The 12,298-nt window shown below is 35.2% G+C and carries 13 protein-coding genes; 10 read left to right on the forward strand and 3 right to left on the reverse strand.

Annotation, left to right across the window (positions count from 1 at the left end):
• Positions 1 to 3 precede the first annotated feature (3 nt).
• A complete protein-coding gene (locus BUR19_RS13465; RefSeq protein ID WP_074235970.1) occupies positions 4 to 1,440 on the forward strand; it encodes a serine hydrolase domain-containing protein in 1,437 nt (478 codons plus the stop codon).
• Between the two features lie 66 nt (positions 1,441 to 1,506).
• Positions 1,507 to 3,012: a serine hydrolase domain-containing protein gene (locus tag BUR19_RS13470; RefSeq protein ID WP_074235971.1), complete on the forward strand. Its 1,506-nt coding sequence runs from the start codon at positions 1,507 to 1,509 to the stop codon at positions 3,010 to 3,012.
• Between the two features lie 74 nt (positions 3,013 to 3,086).
• Here the strand turns inward: BUR19_RS13470 and BUR19_RS13475 are convergent, their stop codons facing one another.
• The 3 genes from BUR19_RS13475 to BUR19_RS13485 all read right to left on the reverse strand — a co-directional run bounded on the left by BUR19_RS13475 (position 3,087) and on the right by BUR19_RS13485 (position 5,946).
• A complete protein-coding gene (locus BUR19_RS13475) occupies positions 3,087 to 3,509 on the reverse strand; it encodes a DUF6646 family protein (protein ID WP_074235972.1) in 423 nt (140 codons plus the stop codon).
• An 80-nt stretch (positions 3,510 to 3,589) separates the two neighbouring features.
• Positions 3,590 to 4,606 (reverse strand): cytochrome d ubiquinol oxidase subunit II, encoded by a 1,017-nt coding sequence (locus BUR19_RS13480; RefSeq protein ID WP_074235973.1) that lies wholly within the window; start codon positions 4,604 to 4,606, stop codon positions 3,590 to 3,592.
• Positions 4,606 to 5,946, reverse strand: coding sequence for a cytochrome ubiquinol oxidase subunit I (locus BUR19_RS13485; protein ID WP_074235974.1), 1,341 nt, complete (start codon positions 5,944 to 5,946; stop codon positions 4,606 to 4,608). Before BUR19_RS13485 ends, BUR19_RS13480 begins: the two co-directional genes overlap by 1 nt.
• A 360-nt stretch (positions 5,947 to 6,306) precedes the next feature.
• Between BUR19_RS13485 and BUR19_RS13490 the strand changes: the two genes are divergently transcribed.
• The 8 genes from BUR19_RS13490 to BUR19_RS13525 are packed head-to-tail and all read left to right on the forward strand — an operon-like array spanning position 6,307 to position 12,260.
• Complete coding sequence (locus BUR19_RS13490) at positions 6,307 to 6,882, forward strand: TerD family protein (RefSeq protein ID WP_074235975.1); 576 nt, start codon at positions 6,307 to 6,309, stop codon at positions 6,880 to 6,882.
• 7 nt (positions 6,883 to 6,889) lie between these two features.
• A complete protein-coding gene (locus tag BUR19_RS13495) occupies positions 6,890 to 7,540 on the forward strand; it encodes a stress protein (protein ID WP_074235976.1) in 651 nt (216 codons plus the stop codon).
• A 7-nt stretch (positions 7,541 to 7,547) separates the two neighbouring features.
• A complete protein-coding gene (locus BUR19_RS13500; protein WP_074236495.1) occupies positions 7,548 to 8,213 on the forward strand; it encodes an HAD family hydrolase in 666 nt (221 codons plus the stop codon).
• A 7-nt stretch (positions 8,214 to 8,220) separates the two neighbouring features.
• A complete protein-coding gene (locus BUR19_RS13505) occupies positions 8,221 to 9,090 on the forward strand; it encodes a phosphoribosyltransferase family protein (protein ID WP_074235977.1) in 870 nt (289 codons plus the stop codon).
• A complete protein-coding gene (locus BUR19_RS13510) occupies positions 9,030 to 9,584 on the forward strand; it encodes a TerD family protein (RefSeq protein ID WP_074235978.1) in 555 nt (184 codons plus the stop codon). The genes BUR19_RS13505 and BUR19_RS13510 overlap by 61 nt, the downstream gene beginning before the upstream one ends.
• Positions 9,585 to 9,589: 5 nt before the next feature.
• Positions 9,590 to 10,669 carry a toxic anion resistance protein gene (locus tag BUR19_RS13515; RefSeq protein WP_379955728.1) on the forward strand — a complete coding sequence of 360 codons (1,080 nt, stop codon included), beginning with the start codon at positions 9,590 to 9,592 and terminating at the stop codon, positions 10,667 to 10,669.
• A gap of 8 nt (positions 10,670 to 10,677) precedes the next feature.
• Entirely contained in the window at positions 10,678 to 11,646 is a 969-nt protein-coding gene (locus BUR19_RS13520; protein WP_074235980.1) for a hypothetical protein, read from the forward strand.
• Between the two features lie 2 nt (positions 11,647 to 11,648).
• A complete protein-coding gene (locus BUR19_RS13525; protein WP_074235981.1) occupies positions 11,649 to 12,260 on the forward strand; it encodes a TerD family protein in 612 nt (203 codons plus the stop codon).
• Positions 12,261 to 12,298 lie beyond the last annotated feature (38 nt).

A 12,298-nucleotide genomic window follows, 5' to 3' on the forward strand; every position in this document is an offset into this window, starting at 1 on the left:
AAAATGAAAAAACGATTTTTCTTATTATTACTAACTGTTTTATTTACAAATACGCTTTCTGCCCAAGAATTAAATAGTCCAAAAGAAACAAAAAAGGTACATCAAAATTCGACTGAACAAAAATCAGAAATCAATCAAATTGATTCCTTAATGGCAAAATCTTACGAAAGAGGTTTGTTCAATGGTAATGTCCTTATTTCTAAAAATAATAAAATCATCTATCAAAAATCATTTGGTTTTACTGATGAAACGAGACAAACAGCTCTAACTGATAAATCAATATTTAACATTGGTTCTATTGCAAAGGAGTTCAATGCTGTCGCAATAATGATTTTAGTTGAGCGTGGTCTTCTTAATCTTGATGACCCGATTTCAAAATTTAATTTAGGCTTGCCTAAATGGTCAGAAAAAGTCACCATTCGACATTTGATAAATTACGCCAGCGGAATTCCTAAAATAGAGTCGGGGCTAAATCCGGTAAGTGATGCAGATGCGTGGAAGATTTTGAGAAGCAGTGATAATTTATTGTTTGAACCTGGAACAAGTTACAAATACGATAACGGCAATGTATTTTTGCAAAGAAGAATCATTGAGAAGATAACTGGAGTATCATTTCAAGAATTTGTCATTAAAAATATTGTTAAACCATTGAAAATGACCAATTCGGCATTTGACCCAAAATTTGGTTATAAAAACCGAACATCTTGTTATGATATGGACAATGTCCGATGTCCAGAAATGAATTTCATTAGTGGATGGCTTTGGGTAGATATCAATGATTTATATAAATGGATTGAAGCGATGAACTCTAATCGTTTAATATCCAAAGAATCCTTTCAAACACTTTTGAATAATCCATACGCAAAAGATGAAGGTGGTTCACTTGGAAGATACTTTGAAAAAGAAGAACTACAAAGACACAATGGTGTATCGTATAAATTTGAATCCATCTTTTTAAACGATTTTAAAAATAATATTACAATAATTCTAGTGTCCAATAATCTAAATAGAGTTTGGGATTTAGGGTATACTATTCACAATTTAATGTTAGGAAAAGATTATGAAATCCCTAAAAAATCTGTTTATCAAGCGATAAGAAAGGAATCGCTCTACGACATAAATACAGCGATAGAGATATACTATTTACTCAAGAAAAATTCTAAAAATGAATATAGCTTTGAAAACCCAGGTGAACTTAATAAATTAGGATATGAATTATTAAGAGGCGGTAAAAATAATGAGTCAATAGAAATATTTAAATTGGCTACAAAAGAGTTTCCTAAAGAAGCCAATCTATTCGATAGTTTAGGAGAAGCCTATTTTACAAATAAGCAATACGATTTAGCATTAGATAGCTATTACAAAGCAATCAGTCTTGGTGGAACCAACGGTAATGCGGAAAAAATGATAGAAAAAATCGGGAAGGAAATGGGTAAGTAATACCTACCCGAATGTAATAAACATTTTTCTGAGTTGTCTTATTAATTAGAAATCAATTATTTATATATGAAAAAACTAAATCTAATCCTGCTGCTTTCTTTATCATTGAATGTTTTTGCGCAGAATGTAAAGGATAAAATAAAATCATTCGAAGACAACCTGCTAAGTTGGGATAAAACGAAAACAAAAAAATGGACTCTAAAAGAAAGAATGGCTTTCTACAATATGAATGCGGTAAGCATTGCGGTCATCAAAGATTATAAGGTAGAATGGTCAAAAGCTTATGGTTATGCAGACGTTGCTGAAAATAGAAAAGCAACCCCGCAAACACTGTTTCAGGCTGCGTCTATTAGCAAGTCTATTAATAGTCTTGGCCAGCTAAAATTGGTGGAACAGGGAAAATTAGGTTTGGACGATGATATCAATAATTATTTAAAAAGCTGGAAATTTCCATATGATTCTGTTTCAAAAGGGAAAAAAATTTCTATTGCAAATCTGTTGAGTCATAAAGCAGGTTTGTCTGTTCACGGTTTCGGAGGGTATCAAAAAGGAAAAGAATTACCTACCATAATACAAATTCTCGATGGACAAAAACCAGCCAATTCCCCTGCGGTTAGGTCTGTATTTGAGCCTGGTACAAAGTTTCAGTATTCAGGCGGCGGAACGACAATTTCACAATTAATTCTTGAAAATACTACAGGAGAAAAGTATGAAGATTATATGTGGAAAAATGTTTTAACTCCATTAGGAATGAACGAAAGTTCTTACAATCAACCACCTTCTCAGGATAAAGAAAAATTACTTGCAACGGCTTATAACAACGGAAAAGAAGTAAAGGGCAAATATCACATCTATCCTGAAAAAGCAGCGGCTGGTTTATGGACCAACCCAAATGATCTGGCAAAATATATCATTGAAACACAATTGTCATTATTAGGGAAATCAAATAAAGTCTTATCAAAAGAAATGTCTGTAAAGAGAGTTGAGAACAATTATGGTGTATTTCTGAATGATTTCAAAGACACAAAATATTTTGCGCACAGTGGTGGAAACGAAGGTTTTGTTTGCTATTATATTGGAAGTGTTGAAGACGGAAACGGTCTGGTTGTAATGACTAACGGTAATAATTTTAAATTAATCGATGAAATCCTTTTAAGTATTGCCAGTTTGAACCAATGGAAAAATTACCCAATTGAACCTCAAAAAGAATCCATTGCCTTAACGATTAGAAAAGAATGTTTAAAAAATGTTGACAAAGGAATTGCGTTGTACAAAGAATTAAAAAGAACGAAGCCGAACGACTACAATTTTTCCAATGAAAATGAACTCAATGAATTAGGATATGAATTTTTGAGAGATAATCAATTAGACACAGCACTTAAGATTTTTGATCTGAATGTGAATGAGTTTCCAAAATCGGGTAATGTATATGACAGTCGTGGTGAAGCTTATTTTAATAAAAAAGAATATGCGTTGTCAAAAAAGGATTATCAGAAATCATTGGAACTTGATCCTGCCAATCACAATGCGAAAGAAATGGTTTTGAAAATAGAGCGAGAAATAGGGAAGTAAAATTGCCCACTTAGTAAAAACAAAAAAGCATTCCAGAATATCCGGAATGCTTTTTTATTAAGTTGTGATTGAGTTTAGAAAGAATAAGAAACACCGAAACTTCCATTGTTTCCGGCTTCTATAAAAGCACCCCAGTTTTCTGTGAAAAAATATCTTGCACCAAGATAAACGCCCAAACCGAAGTTTCTGCCGGCTACACCGACATTTAAACCAGGATAAATATCAATTTCTGAAGGTAAAGCCAAGGCTTCCTGCAAGTGGAATCCGATACGTCCAAAAACAAAAGGATTGTCTTCGTCTTCATTAAAATAAACGTTCGCACCACCACCAACAGAGATGAGGTTAGAAAGTCCATAATCATAACTTGCAGTAGGTCCGGTTCCAAATCCCCAAACATTGATTCCGGCTTGTGCCTTTTGGTCGCCGGCACCTTTCCAAGCCTGTGCAGAAGACAAAACGCCAGCCAACAAACCGATGGTCAATAGCAATTTTTTCATAATTTATCGATTGAATTTAAAATGGTTTTCCATATCAAAAATAAAACCACTATCTAAAAAACGACCGTTATATTATTTTATTATTCTGGATCTTTTCTGCTTTGATTGCCAAAAGACATCAACAGATAAAACAAAAATGGCAGAATGAAAATACTTCCCAGAAGAAGAGCCCAGCCAAGAGCTTCAATAGTTTTCGGCGCCGCACTTTCATCAAACAAAGAAAGATGACCGCCGTTGGCAAAAAGAATAATATTAGGATTGTGTTGATAAGTAGCAGCAACCAGAATCATTATAATCTGAAATCCGCCATAAATCCTAACCAACAAAAAATGACCTTTTTTAATGGCCTCGTTGGTAAACAATAAACTGATTGTTGCCAATGTGATGGCGATAATTCCCAAAGCTTTTGAGAAAATCCATTTCAATAATGGAATATCAGAATAATGAGCACTTACGAAAACTAAAACTCCCGTCACTACAACATAAATAGCTGTTTCTCTTGCCTTTTTTTTCATAATTGGCAGCGCATCACTGAATCTCGCTTCGTGAAGAGAAAACAATGAAGCCAGATAAGCACAAAGTGAAACGGTGAAAAATCCCACACAAACCCCGAAAGGATTCAGCCAACTGAAAATGTAAAGACTCAGAAAATCTTTTGCTTCAGTATCAATTGAGCCAGAAATAGTTGCCGCTGCAATAATTCCTAAAAAAAATGGCGTCAACAGACTGGAGTAATAGAAAATTTGTGTGTAAATTTTTTGCCAGTTATCTTCTACAGCATCATAATTTCTGAATGTAAAAGCCGTTCCTCTTGCAATAATCCCAATGAGCATCAGAACCAGAGGAATATGAAGATAAGTCGAAACTGTTGTGTAAATCGTAGGAAATCCAACAAATAAAATCACGACAGCAATAATCAGCCACATATGATTCGCTTCCCAAATTGGTGCGATGGATTTGGACATTATCTTTTTCGTTTGGTTACGATAAGATTTTTTGGAAAATAGTTCGATAATCCCTGCTCCGAAATCTGCGCCACCCGTAATCACATACAAACAAATTGAAACCCAGAGAAATGCAATAACTACGTAAATCATTATTTCTTGTTTTTAGGATTATAATTAGGGTCAGTAGGGTCGTATAATTTTGGAACCATCTTGAGTTGTCTTAATAACAAGAAGATGATAATCAGTGATAATGATATGAAAATCAATGTGAAGAAATAAAACGAATATTGGATTCCCGGCATCGGTGTTACTGCGTCAATCGTTTTCATAATACCGTAAATAATCCAAGGCTGTCTGCCGACTTCAGTCACTGTCCAACCTGCTTCCAGAGCGATATAACCAAAAGGAATTGCTGCAACGAACATTTTCAAGTACCAGCTTTTTGTCAGCCATTCTTTCTTCCAAAATGTTGCAATGAGGTAAATAAAGCCAATCAACATCATCACACTTCCGAAAAATATCATAATCTGAAAAGCATAATGAACAACTGCAACTGGTGGCCAGTGGTCTTTTGGAAAATCTTTCAGTCCTTTCACTTCCGCATCAAAATCGCCCCAAGCCAGAAAACTTAGAACTTTCGGAACTTTTATAGCATATTTGATTTGTTCATTTTCCTCATCCGGAATTCCACCAATCACAAAGCTTGCACCTTTTTCAGTTTCGAAATGCGCTTCCATCGCCGCCAGTTTTATAGGTTGCCGCTCAGCTACAGATTTGGCTGCAACATCACCACTAATAGGAGCAAGCAAAGCCCCGATAATAGCAAATCCAGCAGAAATTCTAAAGGCTTTTGTATGAAAGTTGACATTTTGTTTTTTCAAAACCATCAAAGCGTGAATCCCGGCAACTGCAAATCCGGTAGCAGCAAAAGCAGCAACAGTCATATGAAAAGCCTGTGGAAACCAAGCCTCATTGAACATTGCTTTTATAGGATCTATGTTAAGATATTTTCCATCTATATAATCAAAACCTGCGGGACTGTTCATCCACGCATTAGCTGCAACAACCAAAATCCCCGAAGCCAATCCGCTTACACCAACAACAACGCCGCAAAACCAATGGAACCATTTATTGAATTTTTCCCATCCATAGAGAAAAAAACCAATCGCAATTGCCTCAATGAAAAAAGCTGTTCCTTCCAGAGAAAAAGGCATTCCGAAAATCGGACCGGCGTGTTCCATAAATTTGGGCCACAACAACCCCAACTCAAAAGACAACATCGTTCCGGAAACAGCTCCGGTTGCAAAAAGAATTGCTACACCTTTGCTCCAGGCCTTGGTCAGTCCTTTATAGACTTCGTCTTTGGTTGTTAAATATTTGTAATGTGAAAAAGCCATTAGAAAAGGCATTACCATCCCGACACAGGAAAATATGATGTGAAAGCCCAAGGACATTGCCATTTGAGATCTGGCGGCTAGAAAATCATCCATAATCTACATTTTGCTTCTGTAAAGTTAAGTTTAATTCCAGAGTCTCATTTATGATTTGCCAAGACAATTATCATACTTTTAATATTATCGAATGGAAGTGAGGTTTGGTGGCAACACAATTTTGCATTTAACATAATATTAATGCTTATATATCCTTTGTTCGATGCTCGTTCGATAAGAGACTGTATGATATCAATTTTAGAATGAATGATTTATCTCATAGAATTACTGAAAAAGTCCTTGAATTTTATAAAATTAACTGAAAATTTATGATTTTTTTAAACTTTCCGATAATTTTCATTGGAGGGAAAGTTCTATATTTACCTTTTACCAAAACTAATAAAACATTAAAACATATTTATGGCAATTAATTTACAGAAAGGACAAAAAATTGACATCGGGTTAACCAAAATGACGATCGGATTAGGCTGGGATCCTAATGAGGGCACAGGTCACGATTTCGATTTGGATGCATCAGCAATTATGATCGATTCCAATAGAAAACTGGTTGGTGAAGATTATTTTATTTTCTATAATAATTTGAAGTCTCCGGATGATGCACTTACTCACACAGGCGATGATCCAACCGGTGGAAACAGTGATGGCGACGATGATGAAGCGATTATAATTGATCTTGAAAAAGTTGATTCCAGAGTAGAAGAGATTCTTTTTGTAGTTACCATTGAGGATTTTGAAAGAAGAAAACAAAACTTTGGACAGGTGCGTAATTCTTACATCAGAATTGTAGATAATTCTAATAATGAAGAGATTGCAAAGTACGAATTAGACGAGGACTTTTCAATAGAAACAGGTGTTGAGTTCGGAAGACTTTACAAAAGAAATGGTGCTTGGAAATTCGAAGCTTCAGGTATTGGATATAAGGCAGATTTAGGCTTTTTCTTAGAAAAATATTACAACGGATCCATCATAAAATAAACACATTATGGCTATCAACCTACAAAAAGTTACCATTGAAAAACAAGGTGACACACACTCCATTGATCTTACAAAAAAAGACAACAACAAAGAAATCGTCATCAATCTAAACTGGTCACAAGGCGAAACTAAAAAGGGTTTTTTCGCAAGTCTATTAGGTGGTAATAACGCAATCGATCTTGATCTTGGTTGTTTCTACGAGCTGGAAGATGGACAGAAAAATGTAATCGACGGCGTTCAATTTGCCAAAGGAAACGGTGGATCTAGAGACAGACTCACCCGACAAGGCAGATATACAGATGCGCCTTGGGTGTGGCATACGGGCGATGATAGAGGTGCAGCAGCAGGTTCTGGAGAGAACATCATCGTGAACCCAAATAATAGCATCAAAAGAATGGTCATCTATTGTTTCATTTATGATGGCGTTGCAAGATGGGCAGAAACGAATGGCGTTGTAACCATCAAGGTTTCTGGGAATCCGGATATCGAAGTTGAAATGGGTAAACAGAACGACACCAAAAAATTCTGTGCTATTGCGGAGATTCTATTTTCGCCAACTAGTATGCAGGTGAAGAAACTGGTGACTTTCCATAATTCACATAGCGATTGTGATAAGATGTACAATTGGGGAATGCAATGGGCAGCTGGTTCTAAGTAAATTGTTTGTGGAGATAGATATAGATTCTTACGAGCATTTTTCTTTTGACCTTTGGTTGACAATGATCAAATCAAATCCAGATTTCAAAGCGAAAAGAGATACTTTATTCAGAGATTTTTTTTCCATTGATAAGGACATTGATGAGGTCAGGAAAGTGATAAGGAAATACGATGTTTTATTCAATAGAATATCAGAAAAAACAGGCAATCACATTGAGAGAGAAGAAGTGTTTCTTTTGATGCTGGATGCTTTGGGAAAGGATATTGAGACCGTTGATGACAATCAATTAAAACAATTTTTCCAGCAAGTGGATGAATTGTTTTTAAATAATAAGCCTGTCCTTTTATGGGAAAGTATTGAGGAAATATTAATCAAAATCAAAGAGAAAAACAAAACGGCAAGCATCTTGAGTAACACAGCCTTTATACACGGCGACTCATTGAGGAAAGTTTTGGAACATCTTGGTTTAGCGGATTATTTTTCTTTTATGATTTTTTCTGATGAAGTGAAAGCTTCGAAACCAAATCTTCGGGTTTTTGAAATAATGTTTGATGAAATCAATACTTTCAGAACTCTCGAAAAGAAAGAAATTTTACATATCGGCGACAACAAAACCGCTGATTATGAAGGCGCAAAAACATTTGGGGTCAACTCAAAATTGGTGAAATTTTAAAAAAGTTATGAAAAAAAGATTTAGTTTACATAAAATTGAAAGTGAACTTAAAAGCCCTTTTGATGAGGGAAGTTACAGTAAATTTAAGTTTGGAGATACGGCTGTAGCAAAGCAGTTTGCGAAGGAATTGTTCGAAGGTTTTATTTCAGAATTCAAAGATGAATTATTGGAGCAGGAAGAGATTATTCTTTTCCCAAGTCCTTATCATTCTATCCCGACAGCTTCTAATTTTCTTTGTACTTACTTCAAAGAACAACTTAATTTTTTCCTTTTCGAGAACGGGAAACCTGCTTGTCTGGAAGGTAAAATCCACAGAAAACAGACTTATGTAGAAGATTACGGCAATATGAGTTATGAGGAAAGAATTAATCTCATTTCCAATGATACTTATTATATCGATAAAAGCTTTGTTGATGGGAAATTCTGTTTGTTTTTGGATGATATCAAAATTACAGGAAGCCACGAAAATACAGTGGATAAAATCCTGAAACATTACGATGTCAATGGCGAATTCATCTTTGTCTATTTTGCGGAATTAATGAACAAAGACATCCATCCGAAAATCGAAAATCATTACAATTATTTCAAAGTTAAAACGACTGAAGATTTGATTGAAGTCATTAATGGAAAGGATTTTCACTTCAATACGAGAATTACAAAATACATTTTGCTAATGCAGGATTCGGATTTTGAGAATATTTATAATAATATCTCAGAAGCTAAAAGAAACGAAATCCTGAGCCTCGCAATTAGCAACAACTACCATTTGGTAGAAGAATACAAACAAAATATTAATAAATTAAAAGATAAAATACAATGGCAATTAACTTACAAAAAGGACAAAGACAAAACATTAACGCTCCAAAATTCACTATAGGATTAGGTTGGGATGCTAACAATTCATCTACCGGAGGTGCTTTCGATTTGGATGCTTCGGTTTTTGTGTTGGGCGAGAATAAAAAAATAGTTTCGGACGAGTTTTTTGTTTTTTACAATAACTTACAAACGCCGGACAAATCCGTGACACACACAGGTGACAACCTAACTGGAGACGGCGATGGTGACGATGAACAAATCAAAATTGACTTGACAGGAATCGACCCAAGAGTTAAGGAAATCATCGTGGTTGTAACCATTCACGAAGCGGATTCCAGAAGTCAAAACTTTGGACAAGTAAGAAATTCTTTCATCAGAGTTTTCAATACTGATACCAATGAAGAGATTTTGAAATACGAATTGGACGAAGATTTCTCAATAGAAACTGCTGTGGAATTTGGTAGAGTTTACGAGAGAAACGGCGAATGGAAATTCGAAGCGGTTGGAAACGGACAAAGAGAAGGTTTGGCTAAATACTTAAGTTTATATCAATAATGGAAATGGATTTACCTCAAGTAACAAACGCTGTCATTGATAAAAATGGCAATGTAGATTTGGCGCAGCTTCCGTCAACGGATGTTCAGAAATACGACAGTCTTTCTGGCTCATTAGACGAGCAAAACCCGAATTCGATTATCAATTTCGGGTCGGAATTACAGAATTCTTTGGCTAACCAGAGTGATTCTTTCCTCAATAATGTTAGAAAATCAAATTCTGGAGAAGTTGGAGAATTAATCAATAAATTATTGGTTGAGCTCAACTATGTAGATGTTGATGAAATCGAGGGAAGTTCTGTGAAAAAATTCCTGAAGAAGATTCCGTTTTTGAGCAAAATGGTTTCATCTGTAGAAACTTTGTTTGTGAAATATGACAAAATCGTCAATAATATTTCTGACATTTCGAATAAAGTAAATGCAGGAATCATCAATTCTACAAAAGATAATGCCGTTTTGCAAACGATTTTCACAAGTAATATCGAGTCTGTAAAAAAGATTGAAGATTACATCATTGCGGGAAGTCTCAGAATGCAAAAATCCAGTGAGGAATTGGCTTTGATGGAAATCAATGCGGCACAATATCAGGATTATCAGATTTCTGACAAGCGAGATTTCATCGCAAGATTGGACAGAAGATTGGCTGATTTGAAAGTCGTTCGTTTCATTATTTTGCAATCGTTGCCTCAAATCAGATTGATTCAGAATAACAACGTTTCTATTGCTGAAAAAGCGCAGACGATTTTAACGACCACGCTTCCGGTTTGGAAAAACCAATTGACTTTGGCCGTTGCAATGCACCGTCAACAGCAGAATATTGATATTCAGAAAAAAGTGTCATCTACAACGGAGGAGATTCTGAGAAAAAATGCACAAAGATTACAACAGAATACAATAGATGTTACCCGTGCGAACGAGCAAACTATTGTTTCCATAGATACGCTTCGTGATACGACCAGCACATTGATTAGTACTTTGAACGAGGTAAAACAAATCCAACAGCAGGGTGCACAATCCAGACAACAGCTGGATGTTGAGTTGAAAAATCTTGAAGACACTCTAAAAAAGCAAATTCAAAATTCTTAAATTAAAAATTGAGTCCAGAGCAAACTATTTTAAAGAACAGTAAAAAAAGAATACAAAAACTAAAGCTTCTAAGTAAGTTTTTTCAGAAGGAAGACCTTATCAATATTATCATAAAAACCGAAGTGATTCAGTCTTATTTTGAGTCCAAATCCATTGCAGGTTTGGATATCAATAAGTTGGAATTGTTTCATATCCAATATACTGATAGTCTGATAGTTCTTCTGGATAAAATCAAAAAACAAAAGGAAGCTGGGATTCTTACGGCTTATAAAGAGATTGATGCGAACGAAGATTACATCGCATCATTCATTTCGCAGGAAAAAAATGGCCGTGATTTCAATACTGAACGGAAATATCAGAATGCTTTGGTTTCGGATTTTTTAAGGTCTATTTATGAGAATTTGACGGATATCAGAACGCCGATAGATTACAAAAAGGTTAGGAATCTTTCTAATTTCTATGCTCAGGATTATTACAGAAAAGAAGCGAAAATAGACTGTTTGCTGAGTTTGCCCGATGTCAGATATTATGAATATGATAATGTTGATATCGAGCGAAAATTATTGGGGAAACTGAATTCTAATAACTTCAAAATCAGATTTATCTGTGGTTATATCATTAGCAATCAGATTTTTGAATTATTCCGGATTGTAGATACGAATGAAGATTTTATCTGGAATCTGCAGACCAACGAGTTTTATATTTTGGCAGAAGATATTGCTCTGTTGCTGGACCGTTCTCCGAATACTTCTTCCAAACGTTCTATCGTGAGCGATTTGAGAAACAGAAACGAAGAACTCAAAACAAAAGCGGAAGATATGAAAACCGAACTTCCTGAAGAGGTTATCACACTTTTGGAAAAATATAAAGAAACATTGGACAGTCAGGAAGTCCTGAACCAAGTCATAAGCATCGACGAGGAACTGAATATTCTCAACTCGATGCTGAATTTAAACTTAAATAATAAAATACAATAAAAATGGCAATTAACTTACAAAAAGGACAAAGAATAAGTCTTGTAAAAGAAAACGGGAGCACATTACAAAACGTTTGTGTAGGCGTTAACTGGGGCGCAATCGAAAAGAAAAGCTGGCTGGGAAGCGTTACAAAAGAAGCAGTAGATTTGGATGCAAGCTGTCTTTTGTTTGATGACGCAAAAAACTCGTTGGATGTTGTTTATTTCGGACAATTGAAATCGAAAGATGGAGCTGTAAAACACAGTGGAGACGACCTTACGGGCGATTTGTCCGGCGATGATGGTTTGGACAATGAAATCATTACTTTAGATTTTTCTAAATTAAGTTCTAATGTTCAGTCTGTTGCATTTGTTTTAAATAGTTACAAAGGTCAGGACTTCGGGACAATTCCGTTTGCATCCATCAGAATTTACGAAGGAACACCAAGCCGAGTGAATGAGGTTTTTGCGACTTACAATATTGCAAAAGGCGATAATTTTGGAGGTCACGTGGCAATGGTAATGGGCGTTTTCTACAAGAAAAATGGAGAGTGGAAATTTAATGCAATCGGAGAACCTACGAGAGATAAAAAATTACAGGACACTGTAGAAACTGTGAGACAGAATTATTTATAATTTTATCAAAATCAATGTCTAAATAAAAACTAATAACT

Origin of the sequence: Epilithonimonas zeae (genome assembly GCF_900141765.1) — a bacterium.
GTDB classification, from domain to species: Bacteria; Bacteroidota; Bacteroidia; order Flavobacteriales; family Weeksellaceae; genus Epilithonimonas; species Epilithonimonas zeae.